Source organism: Bifidobacterium sp. B4079, from assembly GCF_026537385.1.
GTDB classification, from domain to species: Bacteria; Actinomycetota; Actinomycetes; order Actinomycetales; family Bifidobacteriaceae; genus Bombiscardovia; species Bombiscardovia asteroides_I.
The window spans coordinates 885,603-909,942 of record NZ_JAFNMH010000001.1 but is presented as its reverse complement, the minus strand read 5'-3'; the positions used below and the strand labels follow the sequence as shown (position 1 = coordinate 909,942).

The 24,340-nt window shown below is 62.3% G+C and carries 21 protein-coding genes and 1 tRNA gene; 14 read left to right on the top strand and 8 right to left on the bottom strand.

The features are described from left to right. Positions 1 to 14: 14 nt before the first annotated feature. Positions 15 to 962: an aldo/keto reductase gene (locus tag J3T95_RS03850; RefSeq protein WP_267450433.1), complete on the bottom strand. Its 948-nt coding sequence runs from the start codon at positions 960 to 962 to the stop codon at positions 15 to 17. A gap of 167 nt (positions 963 to 1,129) precedes the next feature. On the opposite strand from J3T95_RS03850, the gene J3T95_RS03845 reads away from it, so the two are divergent. Then, positions 1,130 to 2,098, top strand: coding sequence for an SPFH domain-containing protein (locus tag J3T95_RS03845; RefSeq protein ID WP_267450432.1), 969 nt, complete (start codon positions 1,130 to 1,132; stop codon positions 2,096 to 2,098). Positions 2,099 to 2,151: 53 nt separating this feature from the next. Here J3T95_RS03845 and J3T95_RS03840 read toward each other — a convergent pair whose 3' ends face one another. Both J3T95_RS03840 and murI read right to left on the bottom strand, forming a co-directional pair. Next, on the bottom strand, positions 2,152 to 3,003 hold the full coding sequence (locus tag J3T95_RS03840; RefSeq protein WP_267450431.1) for a patatin-like phospholipase family protein: 852 nt from the start codon (positions 3,001 to 3,003) through the stop codon (positions 2,152 to 2,154). A 68-nt stretch (positions 3,004 to 3,071) separates the two neighbouring features. Beyond that, a complete protein-coding gene (gene murI, locus J3T95_RS03835) occupies positions 3,072 to 3,857 on the bottom strand; it encodes a glutamate racemase (protein ID WP_267450430.1) in 786 nt (261 codons plus the stop codon). Positions 3,858 to 3,924: 67 nt separating this feature from the next. On the opposite strand from murI, the gene dapF reads away from it, so the two are divergent. Continuing rightward, a complete protein-coding gene (gene dapF / locus J3T95_RS03830; protein ID WP_267450429.1) occupies positions 3,925 to 4,890 on the top strand; it encodes a diaminopimelate epimerase in 966 nt (321 codons plus the stop codon). Here the strand turns inward: dapF and J3T95_RS03825 are convergent, their stop codons facing one another. Continuing rightward, a complete protein-coding gene (locus J3T95_RS03825; RefSeq protein ID WP_267444487.1) occupies positions 4,891 to 5,499 on the bottom strand; it encodes a vitamin K epoxide reductase family protein in 609 nt (202 codons plus the stop codon). Between the two features lie 71 nt (positions 5,500 to 5,570). On the opposite strand from J3T95_RS03825, the gene J3T95_RS03820 reads away from it, so the two are divergent. Beyond that, the gene (locus J3T95_RS03820) at positions 5,571 to 6,458 is read left to right on the top strand and encodes a PHP domain-containing protein (protein WP_267450428.1); all 888 of its coding nucleotides are present in this window, start codon (positions 5,571 to 5,573) and stop codon (positions 6,456 to 6,458) included. A 64-nt stretch (positions 6,459 to 6,522) separates the two neighbouring features. On the opposite strand, the gene J3T95_RS03815 is transcribed toward J3T95_RS03820, so the two are convergent. Both J3T95_RS03815 and J3T95_RS03810 read right to left on the bottom strand, forming a co-directional pair. Then, positions 6,523 to 6,762, bottom strand: a complete 240-nt coding sequence (locus J3T95_RS03815) for a DUF3107 domain-containing protein (RefSeq protein WP_220237019.1) — start codon at positions 6,760 to 6,762, stop codon at positions 6,523 to 6,525. 89 nt (positions 6,763 to 6,851) lie between these two features. Then, positions 6,852 to 8,480: a phosphotransferase gene (locus J3T95_RS03810; protein ID WP_416378736.1), complete on the bottom strand. Its 1,629-nt coding sequence runs from the start codon at positions 8,478 to 8,480 to the stop codon at positions 6,852 to 6,854. Positions 8,481 to 8,583: 103 nt separating this feature from the next. Here J3T95_RS03810 and J3T95_RS03805 point away from each other — a divergent pair, with 103 nt between their 5' ends. Continuing rightward, the gene (locus J3T95_RS03805) at positions 8,584 to 10,074 is read left to right on the top strand and encodes an ATP-dependent helicase (RefSeq protein WP_220237021.1); all 1,491 of its coding nucleotides are present in this window, start codon (positions 8,584 to 8,586) and stop codon (positions 10,072 to 10,074) included. A gap of 36 nt (positions 10,075 to 10,110) precedes the next feature. On the opposite strand, the gene J3T95_RS03800 is transcribed toward J3T95_RS03805, so the two are convergent. Continuing rightward, positions 10,111 to 11,727 (bottom strand): zinc-dependent metalloprotease, encoded by a 1,617-nt coding sequence (locus tag J3T95_RS03800; protein ID WP_267450427.1) that lies wholly within the window; start codon positions 11,725 to 11,727, stop codon positions 10,111 to 10,113. Between the two features lie 94 nt (positions 11,728 to 11,821). Between J3T95_RS03800 and J3T95_RS03795 the strand changes: the two genes are divergently transcribed. Continuing rightward, positions 11,822 to 12,688, top strand: coding sequence for a S16 family serine protease (locus J3T95_RS03795; protein WP_267450426.1), 867 nt, complete (start codon positions 11,822 to 11,824; stop codon positions 12,686 to 12,688). A gap of 51 nt (positions 12,689 to 12,739) precedes the next feature. Beyond that, positions 12,740 to 13,156: a DUF3052 domain-containing protein gene (locus tag J3T95_RS03790; RefSeq protein ID WP_024627263.1), complete on the top strand. Its 417-nt coding sequence runs from the start codon at positions 12,740 to 12,742 to the stop codon at positions 13,154 to 13,156. A gap of 147 nt (positions 13,157 to 13,303) precedes the next feature. Here J3T95_RS03790 and J3T95_RS03785 read toward each other — a convergent pair whose 3' ends face one another. Beyond that, positions 13,304 to 14,848: an MDR family MFS transporter gene (locus tag J3T95_RS03785; protein WP_220237024.1), complete on the bottom strand. Its 1,545-nt coding sequence runs from the start codon at positions 14,846 to 14,848 to the stop codon at positions 13,304 to 13,306. A 128-nt stretch (positions 14,849 to 14,976) separates the two neighbouring features. Between J3T95_RS03785 and J3T95_RS03780 the strand changes: the two genes are divergently transcribed. From J3T95_RS03780 to J3T95_RS03745, 8 genes are all read left to right on the top strand, one after another. Beyond that, a tRNA-Val gene (locus J3T95_RS03780) sits at positions 14,977 to 15,050 on the top strand. A 99-nt stretch (positions 15,051 to 15,149) separates the two neighbouring features. Beyond that, the gene (locus J3T95_RS03775; RefSeq protein ID WP_267450425.1) at positions 15,150 to 16,913 is read left to right on the top strand and encodes a DivIVA domain-containing protein; all 1,764 of its coding nucleotides are present in this window, start codon (positions 15,150 to 15,152) and stop codon (positions 16,911 to 16,913) included. Beyond that, entirely contained in the window at positions 16,910 to 18,193 is a 1,284-nt protein-coding gene (dxr, locus tag J3T95_RS03770) for a 1-deoxy-D-xylulose-5-phosphate reductoisomerase (RefSeq protein WP_267450424.1), read from the top strand. Before J3T95_RS03775 ends, dxr begins: the two co-directional genes overlap by 4 nt. Beyond that, complete coding sequence (gene ispG, locus J3T95_RS03765; protein ID WP_416378735.1) at positions 18,190 to 19,419, top strand: flavodoxin-dependent (E)-4-hydroxy-3-methylbut-2-enyl-diphosphate synthase; 1,230 nt, start codon at positions 18,190 to 18,192, stop codon at positions 19,417 to 19,419. Before dxr ends, ispG begins: the two co-directional genes overlap by 4 nt. 101 nt (positions 19,420 to 19,520) lie before the next feature. Continuing rightward, entirely contained in the window at positions 19,521 to 21,173 is a 1,653-nt protein-coding gene (locus tag J3T95_RS03760; protein ID WP_220237372.1) for an alpha/beta hydrolase family protein, read from the top strand. Positions 21,174 to 21,188: 15 nt separating this feature from the next. Next, positions 21,189 to 21,911, top strand: a complete 723-nt coding sequence (gene recO / locus J3T95_RS03755) for a DNA repair protein RecO (protein ID WP_267450423.1) — start codon at positions 21,189 to 21,191, stop codon at positions 21,909 to 21,911. Positions 21,912 to 21,914: 3 nt separating this feature from the next. Continuing rightward, the gene (locus J3T95_RS03750; RefSeq protein WP_220237027.1) at positions 21,915 to 22,709 is read left to right on the top strand and encodes an isoprenyl transferase; all 795 of its coding nucleotides are present in this window, start codon (positions 21,915 to 21,917) and stop codon (positions 22,707 to 22,709) included. Between the two features lie 165 nt (positions 22,710 to 22,874). Then, complete coding sequence (locus J3T95_RS03745) at positions 22,875 to 24,305, top strand: amidohydrolase (RefSeq protein ID WP_267450422.1); 1,431 nt, start codon at positions 22,875 to 22,877, stop codon at positions 24,303 to 24,305. Positions 24,306 to 24,340: the final 35 nt, after the last annotated feature.

The following is a 24,340-nucleotide window of genomic DNA, read 5'->3' as shown; positions in this document are numbered from 1 at the left end:
TACCCGGCTGCCGATCAGCCCTTGACCTTGTCGCTGACCTGGTCCAGAGTCTGCATATCCTGGTCGCTCAGTTCCAGATGGGCGGCGGCCAGAAGGGCCGGCAACTGTTCCGGGGTGCGTGCAGAAGCGATGGGGGCTGCGATTCCAGGCCTGTGGTTGAGCCAGGCCAGGGCTACGGTGGCCAGTTCGACATCGTGGGCCTTGGCGATGCCGTCCATGGCGGCGACCACATCCAGCCCCTCCTGGGTGAAGAAGTCCTTGACCATGCCCTCGCGCTGCTTGCCCTTGAGGTCGTCCATGGTACGGTACTTGCCCGTCAAGAAGCCCGAAGCCAGCGAGAAGTAGGGGAAGACCGCCAGATTCTCGTCCCTGGCGACCTGCATGAGGCCATCCTCATAGGTCCTGCGGTAGACCAGATTGTACTGGGGCTCCAAGGCCACCGGCAGGGTCAGGCCCTCCTGGCGCGCTATCCTGAACCATTCGCGGATCCGGTCAGGTGTGTAGTTGGACAGGCCGATGGTCCGGACCTTGCCCTCCTTGACCAGCTTGTCGAAGGCTGCCGCGGTCTCCTCCAAGGGGGTGGAGCTGTCGTCGAAGTGGGCGTAGTAGAGGTCGATCACATCCAGGCCCAGCCTGAGCAGGGAGGCATCGGCAGCGGCCTCGATGTTCTTGGCTGAAAGACCAGAGTACTGGGGGTGTTGGCTGACCTTGGTGGCCACCAGGACCTTGTTGCGGTTGCCGTTCTTGGCCAGCCAGCGGCCCAGGACGATCTCGGATTCGCCGCCGGAGTGGCCGGTGGCCCAGGCCGAGTAGACGTCAGCTGTGTCGATCAGGTTGCCTCCGGCTTCTGTGTAGGCGTCCAGGACCTGATCAGACTCTGATTCGTCACTGGTCCATCCGAAGGTGTTGCCGCCCAGAACCAGGGGGAAGATTTCGGTGTCGATGCCGCGTAGTTTTGCCATATTCATCCTTTCGGGTTGAAGCCTTGTCAGGCCGAGTCTATTACCGTTCCAGGCGCCAGAACGGATTATTCAGATGTGTGCCTCATGTATAGTGATGGAGGGGAGGCCGGAATGGTGCGGTTTTCAGGTCCGGCATCCAAGGGTTTTAAGCTCGAAGGAGAACACTCATGCATTTAGACATTGCCATTGCGGTCGCCGTGTTGGTCCTGGCGCTGATCATCTTCCTCTCGGGAATCTTCGTGGTGCCCCAGCAGCAGGCGGACATCATTGAGCGCTTTGGCAAGTACCACCGGGTGGCGCAGGCGGGCATCCACGCCAAAATTCCCCTGGTGGACCGGATAGCCGCCAAGACCAACCTGCGCGTCAACCAGCTGAACGTCAAGCTGGAGACCAAGACCAAGGATAATGTCTTCGTCACCGTGGAAGTCTCCGCACAGTTCCGGGTGGAGGCGGCCAATGTGGTTACGGCCTACTATGAGCTGGTCGATCCGGCAGGCCAGCTGCGCTCCTACATGGAGGATGCCCTCAGGTCGGCCATTCCCTCCCTGAGCCTGGATGATGCCTTCGCGCGCAAGGACGACATCGCCTCCGATGTGCAGCAGACCGTGGGCCAGGAGATGCAGCGCTTCGGATTTTCGGTCATCAAGACCTTGGTCACCGCCATCGACCCCTCCGCCCAGGTCAAACAGGCCATGGACTCCATCAACGCGGCCCAGCGCGAAAAGGAGGCTACCCGTGAACGTGCCGAGGCCCGCCGTATCGAGATTGAGACGCAGGCCAAGGCGGATGCCGAGAAGACCAGGATGCAGGGCGAGGGCCAAGCCAACTACCGGCGGGAGATCGCCAATGGCATTGTGGATCAGATCAACAGTCTGCGGGCCGTGGGCATGGATATCGATGCCGTCAACAACGTGGTGCTCTTCAACCAGTATCTTGATGTGATGCGCTCGTTGGCCGAGTCTGACAATGCCAAGACCCTGGTCCTTCCGGCGGCGACCCCCGGCGGGTACAACGAGCTCTTCAACCAGATGACCGCAGCGCTGATGACCGCCCAGAGCAGCCAGGGGAGTGAGGATCCCCGCCACGGCCGCAAGAGCGCAGACACAGAGGGCGGGACTGAGACGCCGGTTCTGTAAGGTCTTGTCCCAAAGAAGCAATCCCCGCATGCCAAATCATGCGGGGTCGGGGTTCAGCTTTCCAGGAAGTCGGCTATGGCCTCGGCGGCTCGATAGCCCTTGTCGTACATGGCGTTTAGACCCTTGAGCGACTTGCTCAGCGTGGTCAGCCCACACAGGCTGTCCGGGGCCAGGATGAGCGCCTGGCCCTCCTTTTCGGCTTGCTTGGCCAGCGCCACCTCGTCGTTGTAGGTGCGGTAGCGCTCCATTAGGCGCTCGCCGGCCGCCGGATAGGTCCTCGACAGGATTCGGGCCGGCAGGACATCCTTCTTCTGCTCACGCAGAATGTCCCTCTGGCGTGTCAGGACAAGGACGATGCGTTCATAGCCCTCGTCCATAGCCTTGCGGATCGGGACCGGGTCAGCGATGCCGCCGTCCAGATAGGGCACGCCATCGATCATGTATGGCTTATTGGCCACCGGCACGCTGGATGAGGCCTTGAGTATGTCATAGTTGTCCTGGGCCAGGTCGGACTTGTCAAAGTAGGCCGTGGATCCGTCAGTGGCCTTGCAGGCCACTACGGTGAACAGGGCCGGGTTGGCCTTCAAAGCTTGGTAATCCAGCGGGTATTCTCCGTCATGGGCCGACAGTTTGCCATAGACGTAGTCCAAGTCGACAAAGGCGTGCCTGGTCAGGAAGTTGCTCACGCTTGCGTACTCCTTACGCGAGGAGTAGACGGTGTAGAAGCGGTAGCAGCGTCTGAGCTGGCCCGACAGGAAGGAGGCCAGATTGGCGCTGCCGGCCGAGATCCCATAGCAGTGGTCGAAGGCGATGCCCTGCTCCATGCAGCGGTCGAAGACGCCGGCGCCGAAGATGGACCGGTAACCACCGCCTACGTCAATGACGGCTGTTCTTTTGCGTGCCATGGGCACCTCGATTCCTGACAGGTATCCTCCCTTGATGACAGCTTATGCGTGAACGTTGGACAAGCCGTTCAGGGGCGGCAGGAGGCCAGTAGCCGCTTGGACAGATCCAGCATGGCTGGCGAGGGATCAGAGTTGGCGATCTCTACTCTGCCGGGGCCGGGGTCCGGGTTGAGGGCATCGGCTTGGGCCAGCAGATCCTTGAGGTGGCGGGCCGTTCCCGGGTTGCCGTCAATCAGTGCCAGGCCTGGCGGGCAGATGCGGGCGATGGACTTGCGGAAGAAGACGAAGTGGGTGCAGCCCAGGACCAGGGCATCCAGGTTCTGCAGATCGTAGGGGTCCAAGTAACGGTGCAGAGTGGCATCGACCAGGGTCTGGTCATTTAGCCTGTCAGACTCCACAATGGTCACCAGGTCTGGGCAGGGCTGGGTAAGGATGGTGTGCCTGCCGGAGAACCGTGCCATCAGGCGCGAGAACTTGGCCTCTTTCAAGGTCAGCGGGGTGGCAGTGACCAGAACCCGCTGAGGTCGGCCTCCACCGCGCGTACAAGCCAGTTTCAAGGCCGGCTCCATGCCGATGACAGGGACCGGATAGCGCTGGCGCATCTGATCAACGCAGACGCTGGTGGCGGTGTTGCAGGCGATGACCATGGCCTTGACGCTCTGGTCCATGAACCGGTCGCCGATGACCTGGCAGCGCTCGGCAATCCGGTCCGGCTCCTTGGTGCCGTAGGGGGCGTAGGCGGAATCTCCGAAGTAGAGCAGACTTTCTTGGGGCAGAAGGTTCTGAATGGCTGCGGTGACGCTCAGACCGCCGAGCCCGGAGTCGAAGATCCCGATCGGTGCATCTGATGCCATGTGATCTGCTCCTTTCGCAGCCGAAAAACCAGCCTAGCCTGTCGCCGAAGGGCCGTACCCTACAAGCATGAGTATTCCCCGGACTGTTTACAAAATGCAAGCCACCGGCAACGATTTCGTGGTCTACGCCGATCCCCGGGGGGATCTGGAACCTACGGCCGACCAGGTGCGATGGCTGTGTGACCGGCATTTCGGGGTCGGAGCCGACGGGGTGATTCGGCTGACCCACCCGGCCGATGTCAGCGACTTGGACCAGGCGCAGGTGGATGCTTGTGACAGTTTCGGCTGTCAGTGGTTCATGGACTACCGCAACGCGGACGGATCACTGGCGCAGATGTGCGGCAACGGGACGCGGGCTATCACCCTCTTCGCTCAGAAGCAGGGGCTGACGCCAACCATGGAGGGGTCCTCCTTCCTGCTGGGGACCCGAGCCGGGGTCAAGCGGATTGTCTCGTGCAGTCCGATGAAGTGCGATGGCGAGCATGTGTTCATGGTCAAGGTCGGGGCCTGGCGGATGGGGCCGGTGGGGCAACAGCTGATTGACGTCGGCGCCCTAGGAGGCTCGGCTCCTGGCACCATGGTGGATATGGGCAATCCCCACGCAGTCGTTCTGACGGCAGTCGCTGCCGAGTTGGAGGCCAGCGGGTTGCCGGGGACCGTGGCCGACCTGCTGGCCAGGACCGATCTGCCTGATCCGGGCGATCTGGACCTGTCGGCGCCGCCGCGAGTCAGGCCCGGGCTTGCCGAGGGGCAGAATGTGGAATTCCTGCGTCTGGATGCCCTGGATGCCGACAATGGCAGCGGTCGGGCCACCATGAGGGTTTATGAGCGAGGCGTGGGCGAGACCCTGTCCTGCGGGACGGGCCTATGCGCCAGCGGCGTGCTGCTGCGAGCCCTGACTGGAGTCGATCATTGGACCATCCATGTGGGCGGGGGCTGTCTGAAGGTGGATGTGGATCCGCAGGATGTGTGGCTGACCGGACCGGCCAGAATGGTCGCCCGTCTGACCCTGGAGCACGTGCCAGGCTGCTGATCAGCCGAAGAGGGCAGAGCCTTCCACAGCCAAGACGATGGTTGCCAAGGCAACCAGCCAGATCAGATCGACCATCAGATCGAAGTGCCGCTGGTAGTAGATCTGCAGCCATCCCGACCTCTTGCGCGGAAGACCCTGCTGGGTCACCGTGGCGTGGCTGAAAGCCATGAATTGCAGGCTGGTGGCGAAGGTCATGACCAGGCACCAAGGGCATAGGGCGTGGATGACGAAGAGCGACTGGGTGAACAGCCAGAGCGCATAGGCCAGAGCGGCGAGCGAGGCCAGCCAGGTCCCTGCTGCCAGCAGCGCGGGCATCTTGATCCGGCAAAGGCCCACAACGGCCAGCGTCAGAAAGACGGATTCAGCGATCAGTCCAAGGAAGGCATTGGGAACCGGCAGGGTGCCCAGACGAAACAGCTCGGCCTGGGGTGAGTGGGCCACGGCTGAGCAGGAGACCACTGAGTTGATGTCACAGCTGAGCTGGCCCTGGGGGTGACGTGCCAGCTGCAGGGTTTCCGCTGACAGAACCAGGCTGGCGTAGAGGGTTGCAAGTGAGGCCAGAGCGGCAATCAGATAGCTGGAAGGGGCTGAAGAGGTCGATTCACTCATGGGGTCCATCACCTCAATGGCTGGGGAGGTTCTCTGGGACAGGAACGCGTTCACGAGTTTAGGATGGAGGCATGACGCATGAGGATACTGCCACGGTTTCCGGGTGGGATCTGCACTGCCACACCGTGTTCTCGGACGGCACCGTGACGCCCAGGGGGATGGTCGAGCAGGCGCAGCAGCTGGGTCTGGAAGGTTTGGCCATCACCGACCATGACACCAATGCGGGCTGGGATCAGGCCCGTCAGGCTGCCCAAAACTTGGGGATGCCACTGTTGCCGGGCACTGAAATCACCGCGCAGGATGGTCGTGTCTCGGTTCACATGCTGGCCTACCTCTATGATCCGGAGGATCCGGTCATCGCCAGGCTCTTTGCCAAGACCAGGGAGGCCAGGCTGGCTAGAACCAGGACCATGGTCGAGCAGATTTCCCGAGATTATCCGATCACCTGGCAAAATGTCCTGGATCAGGTCAAGGAGGGATCGAAAACAACGGTGGGCCGTCCGCATATTGCCGACGCTCTGGTAAAGGCCGGTGTCTATGCCGACCGTAGCCAGGCTTTCGCCGGGGTCTGCTCCTCCAGAAGCGCCTACTACCTCCCCACGCCCTCGCCGACCACCCACCAGGTGCTGGCAGCCGTTAACCATGCGGGGGGCGTTTTGGTCATTGCTCACCCGGGTGCGGTCAGCCGCAATCCCGTCCTGCTTTCCGACCAGCAGATCGCCGCGCTGGCCAGAAAGGGCCTGGGAGGCTTGGAGGTCTGGCACCGGGACAATCCGCCCGAGCAGCGTCGACGGCTGTTGGCTCTGGCTCAGCGCTGGGGGTTGCTGGTGACCGGCGGATCGGACTGGCACGGCCAAGGCAAACCCAATCACATGGGGGAGAACAGCACCAGCGACGAGGTGGTGGCCCGAATCGTGGACAGGGCCCGGGGGAGCCATCCGGTGGCCTGGAAGGGTTAACGGATACGAATCGGGGGCGGTCGGACCACAAGGATCCTGCCGCCCCCGTCAGGCGATCACAGCCTCAGTCGGAGGAGCCTCCCAGAACGCCGAAGCCCACAGGATGGGTGGTGTCGGAACCAACCACTGCGTAGCCTAGCGACTCCTTGGGAACGATGATGTGCCGACCCTTGTCGTCCACCAAATCGATTGGTCCGCCCTCGTTCAGTGCCTGGGCGATGTGGGCAGCCACCTCGTCCGCCTTGGCGTTGGTGCTGAAGCTGACCGTGCGGGCCACATTTTTGATGCCGAATTCGATATCCATCGTTACCTCCAAGGTTTTTCTCCGTCGCCCAGACCTGCCGGTCCACGGATCTTCCGGTCTCATTATTCGCTGACCCTGGTGATTACGCTCTAAGCGTCCCCGTGGGGCTCCTCCTGGGGAGAGCTCGTCTCTGGCGGCGATGCCGATGCTTGTCCGTCTGTGGTGAGTGTGGGGATCTGCTCGGGCAGAGGTTTTCTGGGAAGGACGATGGTCTCTGTCTGATCGTTTGCAAGAGCCTGAGTTGACGAAGCATCATGCGGCTGGGAAACGGCGTCTCCTGAATCAGCGGCGTTCGAGGGCTGGTCATCTCCGCACGAGTGGCTTATTGCAGCCTGCGAATCCGCTTCGCCATCTGCATCCCCGTCGCTGGGGGCTGGGTTGCCGATGCCGCGGAAGTGATCGCTCAGGCCTGAGTCTTCGTCTTGGGCAGCAGGAGCAACAGCTGGCTGCTTGCGTTGATCGTCACTGCCAAGGTCTGTGCTCTGGTCCTGCCCAATGGGCTTATTCCTGGCATCGGAGTGCCCCATGGCGGTCTGGGCCACAGCCAGATCAGCCATTTCCGCCCTGTTGATGGCGATGGTGGCTGAGCTTTCATCGGACGCTTCTGTCGGGGCGGGGTCCGGTTCTGGTGTCGGATTCTCCTGCAGCTCGGCTACAGAGGGGGCTTCAGCATTATCGTCGCCCAGCAGGGTGCCTACGGTGATGGTGGAGGGTGCACCGGCAGGTGACGGACTTGGCGTCTGCTCCTGGCGACGGGTGCGCTGGACCTGCTCATGATCGCCCAGCTGCTGGGCCAGGCGCTCAACCTGGGCTTTGAATTGGATGATCCGTTCGTTGTCCGCATGATCCAGGGCGGTGATGAAGTCGCCCACCTGCTCCATCTGCAGCCAGAGGTTGGCTCGGAGCATGATCAGGTCGTCCAGCCGAGCCCCCATCATCCTGCCGTAGGCTGCAATGACTGCATTGCGGCGGGATCCGTCCAGCTTGGCGAAGATCCAGGCCAGATCACGGGCAGGATCGTTGACCTGCATATCCTGCCAGCCGTAGAGTCCGCTCAGCCCGGAGCCTGCATAGAGCAGGTCTCCATCGGAGAAGCCTCCGTGCACGGTGCAGGTTTCAAAGGACCAGAGTCCGTCGGTCGCCACGATGGAGGCCCAGGAATCGGTGATTTCCTTGGGCACGTGGCCATCCATGCGCAGCCGCTTGATCCATCCCCGCAGTTGGGCTGCGATTTGAGCGGTGGAGAAGACCGGATATCCGTGGGTTTTCAGAAAATCAGGACGCACCCGGTGGATGGCGCCGATGGCGGTGCCTGCGGCGGTGCATTCGTTCAAGGTCAGCAGATGAAGGGGACGGATTCGGCCTGGGCAGTGGGTCATGACGGCAACAGCGGTGGTGCCGGTCGGACTATCGGCCCTCTCCCCGGGCTGGTAGGCCAATATGCGCTCGACCCGGAAGCCCATGGCCGCTATCTCTTTGGCATCGGCCAGGGCCTGAGCCGCCTTGACCCGAGCGGCCAGCCGACGTTTGCCGGCCTCCGAGCTGGTGGCCCAGACGTCGTAGACGTTGCCGGTTGCATCTTGGACCACGGCGCAGTCCACGCCCTGTGTACGGTCCAGGCTGCTGAGCTGGTCGCAGTCCCGCGCACCGGTCATGGGCACCTCGGGCATGGTGGCCGATGCCAGGGCGGCCAGGGTCAGCTTCGTTCGTTCACTCACACCCTCAAGGATAATACAAGGACTGTTGTGGATACGGTTGCCCACTAGTCCACATGGGCACGCCGCCGCCGGTTCCGGTACCGGCCTTTGACACAATGGGGGTGTGCATGAGGATGAGGAACGATTGCTGGAGGGTCTGGATCCAGCCCAGCGGCAGGCGGCTAGCGTGCTTGACGGGCCTGTGAGGATTGTCGCGGGGGCCGGGGCTGGCAAGACCAGGACCATCACCCGGCGGATGGCATATGCCTGTGCCAGCGGCAGCTGGGAGCCCTCCAGAACCTTGGCAGTTACCTTTTCGGCCCGTGCCGCAGCCGAGATGCGTGATCGTCTGACCAAGCTTGGCGTGTCGGCCTCCCTGCAGGCGGCGACCTTCCATTCGGCGGCCCTGCAGCAGCTCAGACGGGTCTGGCCCCAGGTCAGCGGGACCTACCCTCCCGATCTGATTGAGGATGTGGGTCCTCTGGTGTCCTCCTCCTACCAGAGGGTCTGCGGGCAGGAGGCCGACCCGGGCCAGGTCAGGGACCTGACGGCGGAGATCAATTGGGCCAAGGTGGGGCTGATTGCCCCTCAGGACTACGTTCGTGTCTGCGCGGCCAGTCACCGTCTGCCGCCGGCCGGTCTGGAGGCCGATCGAATGGCCGACCTGTACACGGTCTTCGAGAGCTCCAAGGCCGCCCATAATCAGATGGACTTCAATGATATCCTCCTGCTGGTCTGCCACATATTGGAGGAAGACGGCCAGGCTGCTGCAGATATTCGAGACCGAATCGGCTGGCTGACCGTGGACGAATACCAGGATGTCTCGCCCCTGCAGCACCGGCTGCTCAAGCTCTGGCTCAACGGCAGGCAGAACCTCTGTGTGGTGGGGGACCCAGCCCAGACCATCTACTCCTTTGCTGGAGCCACTTCCTACTATCTGTTGAACTTCCCCCAGGAATTCCCCGGCATTAAGGCAGATTTGGATCTGTCCACCGATTACCGGTCCACGGGTAGGGTAGTCCATTACGCCAACGGCATTCTGGCGCGCTCGCCGGTGCGTGACGACTATCTGAAGCTGGCTTCGGCCCGTCAGGCGGGCAGCAGGGTCGCGATGACACGTTATGAGGACGATGGCGATGAGGCTGGAGCCGTGGCCTCCCGTATATCCTCCATGATCCGGAAGGGGGCGCGGCCCGGCCAGTTTGCAATCCTGACCCGGATCAATGCCCAGCAGACCCTGATCTGCCGTGCCCTGCACGAACGCGGAATCGGCTATCGGGTGCGTACCGAGTCGGGCTGGCAGAACCAGTCGGTCGATCTGAGCAGGCAGGAAGTACTGGAACAGCTTGAGGGCGGCATGGGCCAGGGGAGGGTCACGGTCTCCACTATTCACGCTGCCAAGGGATTGGAGTTCGCTCATGTCTTCATTGTTGGCTGCGCCGAGGGGCTGATTCCCTTTGGCTCACCGCCGGAAGGAGATGCCCTGGAGGAGGAGCGCCGCCTCATGTACGTAGGGGTGACCCGAGCAGAGGACACCCTGCATCTTTCCTACGCGGAGCACAAGGATGGCAGCGCCTTCGTCCGACGTACCCCCAGCCGGTTCATTCACCGCTGAGGACCAACGTCTCGTCCATCGGAACGTAGGGGGTGTTCAGTCCTGGCTGCTGTCAGGATCGCTCCTGTCTGAGTCATCCTGGTCCGGGTTGCTGTCGTGGGTGCTCTTCTGGTCGCCCGGAGCCTCGTGGCACGAATGTTCCTGGTCATTTGCAGCGTGGGAATCAGAAGCTCCGGAGTCTGCGGAGGCGGTCGAATCGGCAGAGGAATCCTTTTCCTCGGCATTCAATAGTTTGTCCAGCTCGGCATCCCAGTCCACCGAGGGAGCGGAAGTGGCGGCCTTCTGCTCGGATTGCCCGTCTGCGGATGTAGATGCTCCGCCCTGGCCGCCTTCGACCTTAACAGGCAGCGAAGGCAGCAGATCAGGATGGGACCAGCGACTGTCACGGCCTTGGATTCCCTCCTCTGCGGTGATGCGCTCCCAAAGGTCGGCGGCCTCACGTAGCTGCTTGGGATGAAGATGCAGGCCCAGCAGGGACTCAAAGGTCTGTTCTGCCGGCCCTCCCACGGCACGCTCGCGTCGTGTCATCTCCCGCAGCTGCTCCAGGTGGGGCAGGTGGGCCATGCCGGCGTTCCAGACCACGCAATCCACCCAGCCATCCACCAGGGCCAGCAGGTCGCCCAGGCTGTGCAGGGCCTCTTTCTGTTCAGGGGTATCCTCAATGCCGACATTGCTGAGGTTGATGGCGCCAGCGATCGATTCGGGGTTGATTTGCTCAGCGTCGCGCAGCTGATCCTCCACAGCGTCCAGGTCGATAGAGACTCCCCGGGCATACTTGCCGATCAGGGCCTCGAAGCGCGGCATCAGCCAAGGGACGGCAGCGTAGAGCCGGGCGTGGGCGGCTTCCTTGAGGGCCATGTAGCGGGTGACCTCGTCCAGATCCAGCTGCAGGGATTTGGCGTAGGCCTTGATGTTCTGAGGTATGAGGGCTCCGGCGGGGTTCTTTAGCAACGGTATGCCCTGGTCGAATCCTCCGCGTACCTCCTTGGCCAGCTCGCCGGCGGCCTGACCCAGCTGCATGGCGAATGAGGTGTTCCCCAGCAGCCTCATCAGCGTGGTCGGATCCTTGAGGTTGTCAGGCAAGGGGATGGGCACAGGTCCGGCGAACATCCCCGAAATCTCACCCTGGTCGAAACCTTGGAAGCGCTGGCTTATGACGGAGGTCAAGGCCTCGCTGACCGCCTGGGCCACTGGCGAGGCGAACTGAACCCAAGCGTCTATGCTGCCCTCGATCCATCCTGCACGGGTCAAGGCTTCGGTTTGGCCTGGGGCGGGGTCAAAGGCGCAGACGGTGTCCAGCCAGAGGTTGGCTTCGCTCATGACTCGGGCCACCCGGTCGCTGTCCTCGGCTGTGACAGCGGTGTCGGACTGGTCGGCCCTGGTGCGCCCCAGGGCGATGTTCTTGGCCAGCGCAACGTTGATGGGCCCCTGGTCAGCCTGGGCCTGCATGTCAGCCGGAGTGTTCAGTCCTCCAGCCGTGAAAGCCTGAATCAGGGCCTGGACTTCGGCGGGTTTGGGCAGCTGTTCGGCTCCCTGGGCAGCCATCTGGGAGCGGATGGACTCAGGCAGCTGAGAGAACTGACTCCAAGCCAGCTCGCCCTGCACCGGGCCGAAGCACTCAATGAGCCATTGGTGGATTGCATTCTCGTCCATTGCTTTGTTTCCAGTCCTCGCCAAGGCAGGTCGCCCGCCGCTTAGGTTGACGTCTGCCGGGATTATCGTCTTCATCAACCATAATATTGGAGCTATGACACTTCCGCACGGGAAATCGGATCACTGCGCCACAGGCGCACCCGAAAGGCAAATCGGGACACTTGGCGGACCCACCCGCAAAATGCTGGTCGGCGGTCTTTTGGTCATTCTGGCCCTCTTGGTGCTTTTCCTCCCTTCGCCCTACACCATCGAGACGCCCGGCCCCACCCAGGATGTGCTGGGAAGTTCAAAAGGATCACCAGTCATCAAGGTGAAGGGTGGTCAGGTCCATCGTGACAAGGGCAGGCTGCTGATGACCACGGTCAATGCCCGCGGAATCCCCGGCTACCCGGCCTCAAATCTGGATGCCCTGGTGGGCTGGGCCGACCCTCACGCCACGGTGCTTCCCCAAGAGGCCGTGGTGCCTCCCGGACAGAGCGTAGAGGAGTACAAGCGCCAGGAGCAGGGCGATATGCACGGCTCCCAGAAGGCTGCCTCGGCCCAGGCTCTGGCCTTCCTCAAGACTCGTGGATATGACGTATCAGGTCTGCAGTTCAGCATGAGGGTGGCCGACATAGGCGGCCCTTCGGCCGGACTCATGTATACCCTGGGGGCCATCGACAAGATCACCCCCGAGCAGGAGACCGGTGGCCTGACCATTGCCGGGACCGGCACCATGGATGAGAAAGGGCGAGTCGGGGCCATCGGCGGCATTCAGCTGAAGATGCTGGGGGCCAGACGGGACGGCGCCGCCTGGTTCCTGGCCCCAGCCGCCAACTGCTCACAGGTGGCAGGCCATGTGCCCGAAGGACTGCGCGACGTGCGGGTGTCCACCCTGGATGAGGCCTACAAGGCCCTGGTGGCCATCGGCCATGGCCAGGGGGAGGTGCTGCCCCGTTGCACGGCCGTCAAGGGCAGGTAAGACAAGGCCGGTCCAATTGGTGAATTCCGGCAGTCTTGTTATGCTGAAGCCGTGGCTGAGACTACAACCTATACAGCGGAAGAGTTCGGTTTTCATCCCGGCGATATCGTCCAGGAATGGATGTGGGACGACGATGTCGACGACGGGATCCGGACTAGGATCGAGGATCTGACCGGCGAAGAGCTGGTGGACGAGGACTATGACGCAGCCGTGGATGGGGTCATCATCTGGTGGCGGGACGGTGATGCCGAGGACGATCTGGCGGATACCATCATGGATGCCTCGGCCATGGTCAACAAGGGCGCACCTTTCTGGGTGCTGACTCCCAAACCCGGCAGACCTGGAGCTTCGGCGCCAGGGGTCGTCTCCAATGCGGCCAAGACTGCGGGCATGAACGCCCTGATGCCCACCACCGTCAGCAAGGATTGGAACGCCACCCAGCTGCGGGCTTTCGGCAAGGGCAAGTAAGACTCCTGGCTGTAACGGCGCCTGCGTCGGCTCGACATATCGCATAAGCGCCAATGAACGAGGTGGCGGGCATCAGGATCCAACATGCCCACCACCTCCTTGTCGTTCATGAGGAATTCCCGGAGGAATCCGTCTGGACAACGGCCCTTACTGCTCGCCATCCTCAGCAACGGCAGGAGCCACCGTCGTGGCCTTGTTCTGATATTCGGCCAGCAGCGTGCGCGAGCGGATATCGCAGAGGTTGGCCACCAAGGCGATTATCAGGATGACCAGGCCCACCAGGAAGATCCAATGCAGGCCGTCGAAGACGATGGTGCGGGCCGGTCCCAGCAGGCGAGAGGGGATGCTCCCTGCTGTGGCCGGGTTGATCATGCTGTTCATCATGTCTTCGGTCAGCCCCTTATGCTGGGGCACCTCGCGGGCGATGACCGTGTTCATGACGATGCCGAAGATAGAGACCATCAGGGTCTGCCCTAGGGAACGGGCCAGTGTGTTGAAGCTGGTCGAGGCGCCCACATCACCTGCTGGCACCACGCTCTGTGCGGTGATGGTCGAGGTGGTGATGGTCAGGCCGAAGCCGAAGCCGACCACGGCGGAAATGACCAGAAAGACCCAGTAGGCGGTGGCCTGTGGGACGGCTATGTAACAGACGCAGGCTGTCAGGATGAAGGCCAGGCCGATATTGGTGGCCCGGTGCGGCGGGTGGTGCATGGTCAGAGGTCCGGCCAGGTAGGCGCCCAGGAGCCAAAGAATGGAAGAGGGGGTGACCACAAAACCGCCCAGGGAGGGGTTCATTCCCAGAACAGACTGCATCCAGATGGGCATGTAGGTGTCGAAGCCCATGAGGAATCCGGCCACCAGGAGCATGCAGATGTTCTGGATGACGAAGGTCCTGATCCGAAAGAGTCGCAGGGGCAGGATGGGATCTTCCTGGCGGCCCTCGACATGAAGAAGCAGGGCAAAGGTGACCACGGTGGCCGCAATCAGAACCAAGGTGATCCGCGCATCGCCCGCCGATCCCAGGCTCTGCAGGCCGAGCATCAGGCAGATCAGGCAGATGCTGAGCAGCCCGATGCCGATGTAGTCGACGCGGGTTTTACGCGCCTGGATATGTTCGCTCAGGAAGAGCTGGATCATGATGATGACCAGCAGGCCGATGGGCACGTTGATGGCGAAGACCCAGTGCCAGCTTATCTGCTGGACGATGAAGCCTCCCAGCAGGGGGGCGATGATGGAGGCGATGCCCCAGGCCGAACCGTTCAGACCGATCATGCCCGCCCGCTTGTCCAGGGGATAGATGTCGGCCAGAACCGTGTATGTCAGCGGCTGGATGGCGCCTGCCCCCAAGCCCTGCAGAAAACGCGCGCTGATCAGCTGGGGCATGGATTGGGAAAGGGCGCACAGGGTGGACCCGATCACGAAGACCAGCAGGCCGATGGTCAGCAGCGGCTTGCGGCCGAAGCGGTCCGAAAGCTTGCCGTAGATGGGTGTGGTGACCGCCGTCATGAGCAGATAGATGGAGTAGACCCAGTTCATGATGGACAGCCCATGCAGGTCCCCGATGATGGTGGGCATGGCGGTGGAGACGATGGTCCCCTCGATGGCCGTCATGAAGGTGGCAATAAAGACCGCCACTGTCACCAAGGTGCGGTTGGTCTTTCTGCCACTGCCTGTATCGACTGTCTGTGACAATCCGAACCCCCTCTTATGCGGTATATACGGTGTGTTTCTCTTCTTTTGCGGGCAAGGCCCGAATTCCTAGAGGATTATAGCCGCACCTTGCGGCCTTGTCACCGTGTATTCTGCTAAGGTAGTGTGCTGGTCCCGTGGCTCAGTTGGTTAGAGCGCCACCTTTACACGGTGGATGTCCCCGGTTCGAGTCCGGGCGGGACCACAGGGGTTTAGGGGTGTGTGCCCGAAGTTGCGTCTTAGCGCTCACGTAGAATCGATGCACGAAGATCGTTGGCAAGAAAGGTCAGGAGGTCGATGCCTGATGTCAGCTAAGCCTGATGCCCGTGGAACCGAGGCGACCATCGCGCGCTCGGGCAAGCGCAAGTGGGGATATGACACCAAGCAGGTTGATGCTTTCTTGGAGCGGGCTCACTCACTCTATGAGAGCCAGGACCCCGATCTTACCCAGGAGGAGATAGCCAACGCCTCCTTTGACCTGTGCAAGAACGGTTATATCATCACCCAGGTGGATGCTGCCCTCTCACGGCTGGAAAGGGTGATTTCCGACAGGCAGACCAGTCTGGAGATAGCCCGGGTGGGCGTGGATGGCTGGACGACTAGAATGGTCAGTTTGCAATCAGAGCTGACCGCTCATGCCGGCAGACCCTCGGGCAGCGTCTTCAAGCGCGGGGATCCCGGCATGCCCTCATACGACTGCAAGCAGGTGGAGCGGCTGATCGAGCAGGTCCTCAACAAGACTTCTGATCAGCTCAACCTGCATGAGGGACGGAAGACCGACTCAGGCAAGTCGAAGAACACCGACATCACGGCTGACCGCGTCTCCAACGTCATCTTCACCCAGCGGCGGGGGCCCAAGGGCTATGACGAGCGCCAGGTGGACTTCTTCCTGGCCAAGGCCGTCGAGCTTCTGGAGCAGCTGGAGTCCTTTGCCAGGGTCAGCGAGAGGGCCAAGAGAGCAAGCGCTAATGCAACGGCTCCAGCTGCTGTTTCTGGGCACTCGCAGCTTGCCGGGCAGAACCCTTCAGTTTCGGGCGTTCAGCCGCTGATCGGACAGAGTCAGGCACCAGCCTGGAGCATTCCCGATGATTCCGCTGTCGCGAGCGACAAGGGCAGCCAGGATGATTTCGCTCAACTGCACCAGGCGGAGCGGGCTATCTTTGAGGCGCCGGCCGCCAGCACGCAGACAACGCCTACAGCACCGCCGGCGCAACCCAACAGTTCGCTGAGTGCTCTGGCTTCGACCGTCAACCAGCGACTGACTCAGGAAGGCGCTGGAGCAGCCTCAGCAGCATCGGCGGCAGCTGTTCCTGCCTCTTCCACAGCCAGGTCGGCCTCCTCAGCAGGAGTGAGTGGCGGAGCACCTGTTGGCTCTGCCAATCCCACCCCTGCCGATCCTTTTGTCTCCGGTCAACAGGAATCGGTCATGCCCGCCTCCGTGCCGCCTGCGGCTGCACAGCCGGCCTCTGCGCCAACCAGCCACACTCCTGCGGCTCCCACATCAGCGTCAGCAGCACCCGCGTCGGCTGCGCAATCCGCGCCATTCAACTCGGTGGCCGCTTCTTCGCCTTCCCCCGCACCACAGACTCCTGAGCCTGCGGTATTCCAGCCGACCTCTTCGGCACCCGCGGCCTCCACTCCGCATACTTCGGCAGGGAACGCTTTCGTCCCCTCCACAAGGCCGGAATCGCCAGTGTCTCCCTCAACGGCAGGTGCTGACACTGACGGCTCATCTATGCCGGGATCCGCCTCAATCATTTCCTCGCCCTTCGTCGATGGTCCTCTGGGCGCAGGCGGGCCCTTGGGCAGCTATGGGGAACCCTCGCCAGCAGCGCCTGAGGCCCATGAGCGGTCCTGGGCTGAAACAGCCGGAAGCAGCACGGATACGCCCGACTGGGCCAAGCCCCGGTATTCGCAAAACACGCAGGGCAATAAGCAGGACAAGGATCCGGATTCCTACCTGGCCTCCCTGCTCAACCAGGATCTGCCCAAGATGGATTTGGACATTCCTGATATTGCTTTCCCGGCCTTCGGTGACGAGGGGGAGCAGGATAAAGGCGGTCGATGAGTCATTTGGAAACAATGAATGCAGGCAGTGAAGGCAGGCAGGCTGGTTTGTCGGTCGAGCATGAGCGCATCTTGTCGGATTGGTCGCCCAGGGACGATGCCGGCCAGTCTCGCAGTCTGGTCATCCTGGGATCCACAGGATCCATTGGCACTCAGGCTTTGGATCTGATCAGTCGTCATAGGGACCGGTTCCAAGTGACCGGATTGGCCGCTGGCGGCGCGCATGTCGAACTGCTGGCCCGCCAAGCTCGCGATTTTGGCGTGACCCGTCTTGCTCTGGCCGACAAGGCCCAGGTTCCGGCTCTGCAGCAGGCTCTCGAGGCTCTGGAGTTGACTGGCATCCAGGTAGAGGCAGGCATGGATGCGGTTCAGGCTCTGGCCGGTTCCGGCAGTGACTTGGTCCTCAATGGCATTACCGGTTCAGTTGGTCTGCGTCCGTCTATTGCAGCCCTGCAGGCCGGATCCCAGCTGGCTCTGGCCAACAAGGAGTCCGTTGTGGCCGGAGGCCATCTGCTCTTTGACGCCGAGATAAGGCCGGGCCAGATCAACCCTGTCGACTCCGAGCATTCGGCCATCTGGCAGTCTCTGCGTTCGGGGCAGCATGGAGAGGTGGCCCGTCTGGTGGTCACTGCCTCAGGGGGTCCCTTCCGGGGTTGGAGCAGCCAAGCCATGCGCGAGGTCACCCCTGAACAGGCCCTGAACCATCCGACCTGGTCCATGGGTCCGGTGGTCACCATCAACTCCTCCACCATGGTCAACAAGGGTCTAGAGGTCATCGAAGCCAGTCGGCTCTTCCGGATCGAGCCCGAGCGGATCACCGTGGTGGTCCACCCCCAGTCTGTGGTCCACTCGATGGTCCAATTCCAGGACGGGGCCACCATAAGCCAGGCTTCGCCACCTGATATGCGTCTGCCAATCGCCCTAGGCCTGTCGGCGCCCGTCCGTCTTGACCATGTGGCTGTGGCCTGCGACTGGTCCAAGGCCAGCACTTGGACTTTCGAGCCCTTGGATGACCAGGCTTTCCCGGCGGTCAATCTGGCCAGGCGGGCTCTAGGGAGCTGCGAGCCCATGACTGCGGTCTTTAATGCCGCCAACGAGCAGGCGGTCCGGGCCTTCCTGGATCATCAGCTGCCTTACCTGGGCATCGTCGAAACCATCCGTTCAGTCATGGATGCCATGGAAACGCATCTTCCGGGAACATTCACATCCGTGGAGGTAATGGAGCAAGTCGAGCATGAGGCACGCCAAAGGGCCGATGCTTTGATAGACATGACAGCGTGAGTAGCATTCCCAAGACCGAACAGCCAGCACCCTCCCAAGGGTTCCGCAAGACAGGCGAGCAGGCCATCAGCCAGACTCCGCTCCACCCTCGTCGCCGCTCCCGTCGGATCATGGTGGGGCCTGTGCCGGTCGGCGGAGGCGCTCCCATTTCGGTGCAGTCCATGACCAACACGGTCACCGCTGACATCAATGCGACCTTGCAGCAGATCGCCGAGCTGGCCGCAGCTGGATGCGATATCGTACGGGTGGCTGTGCCCAGCCAGGATGATGCCGACGCGCTTCCCATCATTGCGAAGAAGTCACCTATACCGGTCATCGCCGACATTCACTTCCAGAGCAAGTATGTCTTTCAGGCCATCGATGCGGGTTGTGCAGCTGTCAGGGTCAACCCGGGCAATATCCGAAAGTTCGACCAGGTCGGCCCAGAAATCTGCAAGGCCGCCACGGATGCGGGCGTTTCCCTGCGTATCGGGGTAAACGCCGGCAGCCTGGACAAGGACATCTACGCCCGCTACGGCGGCCCCACCCCCGAGGCCTTGGTCGCTTCGGCCTTGAAAGAGGCCCACATGTTCGAGGATGTGGGCTTCCGCGACTTCAAGATCTCCGTCAAGCACCACGATCCTGTGACAACGGTCCAGACCTACCGGCTCCTGGCCTCCAAGGGCGACTGGCCCCTGCACCTGGGCGTGACCGAGGCCGGCCCCTCCTGGCAGGGGACCATCAAGTCCTGCCTGGCCTTTGGCGCGCTCCTGGCCGAGGGCATCGGCGACACCATCCGTGTCTCCCTGTCCGCACCGCCTGTGGAAGAGGTCAAGGTGGGCTGCAAGATTCTGGAATACCTGGGTCTACGCCAGCGCCACTTCGACATCATCTCCTGCCCCTCCTGCGGCAGGGCCCAGGTGGATGTGATCGAGCTGGCCAAGGAAGTCACCGAGGGTCTCAAGGACATCACCGCTCCCATCAGGGTGGCTGTCATGGGCTGCATCGTCAACGGGCCAGGCGAGGCCAGGGAGGCCGACCTTGGGGTGGCTTCAGGCAACGGCAAGGGCCAGATCATCATCAAGGGCAAGGTGGTTCAGACCGTCCCTGAGGACCAAATCGTCCCCACGCTGCTGGAGCGGGCCAAGGAAATCGCCGCCCGGATGGATGCAAAGGCGGCGGTCCAGGGTGAAACCCTGCCGGAGGCAAGGCCCATGGTGGTTCCGGTCACCGGCCGTGCCAGCTGAGCGCATAGGCACCATCCTCGCCACCGGTTACAATGGCCGTCGTGTCCCAAGAGGTTGAGCGTTCCCTCCCCGCAAGTCGGTGGAGCAGGGTCAGGCGGCTGATGACCAGCCTGCCTGTCTTCGTGATTCTCATGGGTCTGCTGGCTTCTGTCTCACACCTGACCGCCGTTCCCTGGAAATACGAACCAGTGGATCAGAATTTCCCCACACTGACTCCGGACACCGCGGTCACTTTTGACTGGCCTGCCGGGGTTGCAAGGGATACCGTGGGGCAGTACCAGGTCGAATCCCGTCACCAGGAACTGAGCATGGAAAGGCCCGCCACTGGTGAGCGCCAACGTATTCGGATTCTGATTCGTGCTCCTCAGGGGGCTTCCGGCCATCGGCCGGCTGTAGTCTTCATGCATGGCGCCGGTTATGGCACATGCGACAACTCCTTCGGGGACGTGGCCCGGTCCATGGCCTCTGCTGGCTTCGTCACTGCCGTGCTGGACAAGCCGGTCTGGTCAACCACGGATGCTGACCGGGACTATCCCGCTTCGGCCAGGGCCTACGAGCGGGTTGCCAATTTGCTGCGCGACCGGGATGATGTGGATGCATCCAAGGTGGGCATCTATGCCACCAGCGAGAGCACTTGGATCGCCGCCATGCTGCTGACCATGGACCACCGCATAGCCTTCCAGATCCTGCTGAGCCCAATGGTCTATTCCCCGCGGCACGCCATGGGTTTCTTCGTGGCCCAGGACTTCGCTATTGCCGGGGCCAACCAGGGCTACCAGTCGGTGGTCCGTCGGCTCTTCAGCACCGATGCCTCCCTCTTGGGACTGAACAATCTGGATATCGACCCTACTGACCGCTACACCTATGCCATTCCCACCCTGCTGGCCTATGGGGCCAAGGATGTCATGACCGCCCAGGTGGAGGGCGTGCAGCGCGTGCTCTCCAAAGCTCATGCCTCCGGCAATGAGAACGTCACTGTGCGTTCCTATCCGGTCTCCAACCATGTGCTGCGGCTGGGGGATGAGGCCCGGACCGGCACGCCCCTGGCCGACCACTACCAGCAGGACATGATCGACTGGGCGGTGGGCCAGGCCCATGGCCTGCATCAGACCAGCCCCAGCGTGGGCGGGGCCACCATCCATCAGTCCATCGCCGTGCCCACTGATCTGAGGGGGCGGCGCTCGCTGACTATTTATATGCTGGTCCTGCACCTGCTGACCCTGGTGCTATTGCTGGCGGCCCTGGCCATGGCCCTGGCGGCCGGTCTGATGAAACTGTTCCGTCTGCGCCGACGCAAGGACCCGGTCCTGGGCTTCAGCCATGGCTTCGGCGGCACCTTGGCAACCATCACCGGCACCACTATGGCCACCCTGGTCCTTTTCGGAGCCGGTCTGGGCCAGGTCATCATGGCGGTGGTACGTCTGGGCTGGGGCGGCGTGCCCGACCAGGCTGGGGTCAGCTACTGGAGCTGGCCGGTCATCCAGGTGGTCTGCGCCTTGGTCATCTGGGCCTGGTCACGCACCTTCGCCCGCATGGTCGAAGTAGCCTCCCTGAGGGGACTGGATCGGCTGCCCGACCAGGTCCGCACAAGCAAGGCCGGCGGCCCCAGTCTTCGCCAGCAGATGCGGAACATGGACCCCAGGCCTGTACTGGCCTCCACCCGCTTTGGCGTTGCCCTCTTCATCGTCACCACCCTGGCCATGTTCGGGGTCCTGCTGATCTTCGCCTTCTGGGGCCTGTTCATCTACCAATGAAAGGACGGGACCGTCGTGGCCATCTATCGTGACGAGGGCCTGGTCCTCAGAACGGTCAAATTGGGCGAGGCCGACCGAATTGTCACCATTCTGACCAGGGGACACGGCAAAGTCAGGGCCGTAGCCAAAGGGGTTCGACGGACGAAGTCCCGCTTCGGCGCCCGGCTGGAGCCATTCATGCGTGACGACCTGCTTATCTCCCGTGGTCGCAACTTGGACATCGTCTCCCAGGCGGCCTGCACAGCTCCCTATGCGGATGCCATATGCGCCGACTATGACCTCTACACCAACGGGGGCGTCATGCTTGAGACCGCCGACAAGCTGGTGGTGGGCGAGCATGAGCCGGCTCCGGAGCAATACCGTCTGCTGGTCTCCGCCCTGGCCAGTCTGGCAGGTCACCGGCATGGCCCCCGTGACATCGGCGCCTCATACCTGCTGCGCTCCCTGGCGCTGGCTGGCTGGCGGCCCCGGCTGGATTCCTGCATCGTCTGCGGGCGGACCGACCAGCTGACCCACTTTTCGGTGCCCGGAGGCGGGGTGGTCTGCAGTCGGGACAGGCCTACTGACGCTGTGGCGGTAGATCCAGCCACCCTGGCACGCTTCCGGGCGTTGAGCAGCGGGGACTGGCCCAAGCTGGACGGCAAGGGTTCTATCCCCCTCTGCGATGGTCTTGTCGAGAAATGGGGCGAATATTACCTGGAGCGGCCCATCAGATCTCTGCGGCTATTAGATTCGTGAAGCATGAGCTTTGACCCCGTCGACTACACCTCCCTGAATGTGCCTGCAGCCCCCTTCTCCGATCCCGCGCGTATCCCGCAGTTTCCCAAGGGTTCAGTCCCTCGTCATCTGGGTGTGATCATGGACGGCAATGGCCGCTGGGCCAAGCAGAGGGGCATGGAGCGCACCCAGGGTCACCGGGCTGCCGAGCCGGTGGTCTTCGACACCATAGCCGGGGCCATTGAGGCTGGGGTCCGCTACCTGAGCCTGTACACCTTCTCCACGGAGAACTGGAAACGCTCGCCGGCTGAGGTCCGTTTTCTGATGGGCTTCTCCAGGGATATCATCCATCGGCGAGTGGCCCAGATGGACGACTGGGGAGTGCGCGTGCGCTGGGCGGGTCGTAGGCCCCGGCTCTGGAAGTCGGTCATTGACGAGCTGGAGGCGGCCATGGAGCGCACCCGCCACAACACCAGGATTGATGTGATCTTCTGCATCAACTACGGGGGCAGGGCTGAGCTTGCCGATGCAGCCACTGACATCGCCCGGGAGGTGGCGGCCGGGCAAATCAAGGGCTCCAAGGTGACTGAAAAGATGATCGCCCAGCACCTCTACAACCCCGACATACCGGACTGCGACCTGGTTCTGCGCACCTCAGGGGAGCAACGCACCTCCAACTTCCTGCCCTGGCAGGCGGCATACGCGGAGCTGGAATTCGTGTCCGAGCTCTTCCCTGACTGCGGGCGCGAGGTGCTCTGGCGGGCCATCGACGATTACATCCATAGGGACAGGCGCTTCGGCGGCGTGGAAAATGGCTGAGGAAACAGCCACTCCCATTATGCGAAGGCAGCCATAGTCGTCCGAATTTACATGTCTGAGCACTCTCGCAATGCCCTTGAAAGGTAGTATGTGTCTTATCACAGCGGAGCAACCCATGGCCGCTGTGGAAATCAGGGCAGCAAACTGAGCAAAGGAGCGACAGGCGTGGACGACAAGCAACGCATCATGCAGATCATCGAAGACAAGTCACAGGAGTTCATCGAGGCTGCCGACCATATTTGGGGTACCCCCGAGACAAGGTTTGCCGTGAAAGAGTCGGTCCAGCAGCACTACAAGGTGCTGCAGCAGGAGGGCTTTGGCATCGAGAAGGGCGTTGGCCATATGGATTATGCCTACGTGGCGACCTGGGGCTCGGGCCGTCCTGTGATCGGCATCACTGGCGAATACGATGCCCTGGGAGGCCTCAGCCAGGTGGCTGATCTGGGTGAACACAAGCCCTTGGTCGAAGGCGGCAACGGGCAAGGCTGCGGCCACAACATTCTGGGTATGGCAGCCGTCGCGGCAGGCGTGGGCATCAAGACCTTCATGGAGGAAAAAGGCCTCAAGGGGACCATCAAGGTCTTCGGCTGCCCTGCTGAGGAGTCGGGCTATGGCAAGGCCTTCATGGCCAGGGACGGGGTTTTCGACGGGCTGGATCTGGCCCTGTCCTGGCATCCCTCGGACGTGACCCAGGCCTGGGGCTCCTCCAGCCTGGCAGTTCTGCAGGCCTACTTCGACTTCACCGGCGTGCCAGCGCACGCGGCTGCGGCCCCTGAGCTGGGCCGGAGCGCCTTGGATGCTGCGGAGCTGATGAACGTGGGGGTGCAATTCCTGCGTGAACACATGATCGATGAGGCCCGTGTGCACTACGCCTTTATCGACGCAGGCGGCGAGTCGGCCAATGTGGTGCAGTCCCACGCCCGTCTTTACTACTTCGTACGTGCCCCCAGGATGGATCAGGCTCAGGATCTGTTCAAGCGTGTGGTGAAGATCGCCCAGGGTGCGGCCCTGATGACCGAGACCCAGGTCAAGGAGGAGTTCGACGCGGCTTGCTACAACTTCATTCCCAACCATCCGCTGACCGAGGCCATAGACAGGAACTTGGACGTCGTCGGCCCCCTGCCCCTGGACCAGCAGGAGTTGGACTACGAACGCCGTTACACCGACACGGTTTCCGAGGCCGGCAAGCAGAGGGTGCTCAGCCGCACCAAGGCAGCCTTCCCGGATCTTCCGGAGGAGGAGGTCCGGAAGATGGCCGAGTCCACCATGGCCCTGAAGAAGTATCCGCTGGCCTTCACCGATACGGCATCGGGGTCCACCGACGTTGGCGATGTCAGTTGGCAGACGCCCACCGCCCAGTTCAGCGGCGGGTTCGAGCCCCAGGGAACCTCACCACACTCCTGGCAATGGGCGGCCAACGGCAAGTCCTCGGTGGCCCACAAGGGTCTGCTTGCGGCGGGCAAGACCCTGGCTTTGACCGCTTATGATGCGTTTACCAACCCGGCCCTGGTAAAGGCCGCCAAGGAGGACTTCAGCAAGACATTCGCCGGCCAGGAGTACAAGGTTGTCATCCCTGACGATGTGATGCCTCACTGACTTGCTATTCGGCTGCCGCCGGGCCCTGTGATCTT

Excerpts from the sequence above, each read along its gene's own strand:
- J3T95_RS03840 (WP_267450431.1), bottom strand. The coding sequence starts at position 3,003 with ATGGCACGCAAAAGAACAGCCGTCATTGACGTAGGCGGTGGTTACCGG.
- J3T95_RS03825 (WP_267444487.1), bottom strand. The coding sequence starts at position 5,499 with ATGAGTGAATCGACCTCTTCAGCCCCTTCCAGCTATCTGATTGCCGCT.
- J3T95_RS03760 (WP_220237372.1), top strand. The coding sequence starts at position 19,521 with ATGACCAGCCTGCCTGTCTTCGTGATTCTCATGGGTCTGCTGGCTTCT.
- J3T95_RS03815 (WP_220237019.1), bottom strand. The coding sequence starts at position 6,762 with ATGGATATCGAATTCGGCATCAAAAATGTGGCCCGCACGGTCAGCTTC.
- J3T95_RS03795 (WP_267450426.1), top strand. The coding sequence starts at position 11,822 with ATGACACTTCCGCACGGGAAATCGGATCACTGCGCCACAGGCGCACCC.
- dxr (WP_267450424.1), top strand. The coding sequence starts at position 16,910 with ATGAGTCATTTGGAAACAATGAATGCAGGCAGTGAAGGCAGGCAGGCT.
- dapF (WP_267450429.1), top strand. The coding sequence starts at position 3,925 with ATGAGTATTCCCCGGACTGTTTACAAAATGCAAGCCACCGGCAACGAT.
- J3T95_RS03775 (WP_267450425.1), top strand. The coding sequence starts at position 15,150 with ATGTCAGCTAAGCCTGATGCCCGTGGAACCGAGGCGACCATCGCGCGC.
- J3T95_RS03820 (WP_267450428.1), top strand. The coding sequence starts at position 5,571 with ATGACGCATGAGGATACTGCCACGGTTTCCGGGTGGGATCTGCACTGC.
- J3T95_RS03750 (WP_220237027.1), top strand. The coding sequence starts at position 21,915 with ATGAGCTTTGACCCCGTCGACTACACCTCCCTGAATGTGCCTGCAGCC.
- J3T95_RS03845 (WP_267450432.1), top strand. The coding sequence starts at position 1,130 with ATGCATTTAGACATTGCCATTGCGGTCGCCGTGTTGGTCCTGGCGCTG.
- murI (WP_267450430.1), bottom strand. The coding sequence starts at position 3,857 with ATGGCATCAGATGCACCGATCGGGATCTTCGACTCCGGGCTCGGCGGT.
- J3T95_RS03800 (WP_267450427.1), bottom strand. The coding sequence starts at position 11,727 with ATGGACGAGAATGCAATCCACCAATGGCTCATTGAGTGCTTCGGCCCG.
- J3T95_RS03850 (WP_267450433.1), bottom strand. The coding sequence starts at position 962 with ATGGCAAAACTACGCGGCATCGACACCGAAATCTTCCCCCTGGTTCTG.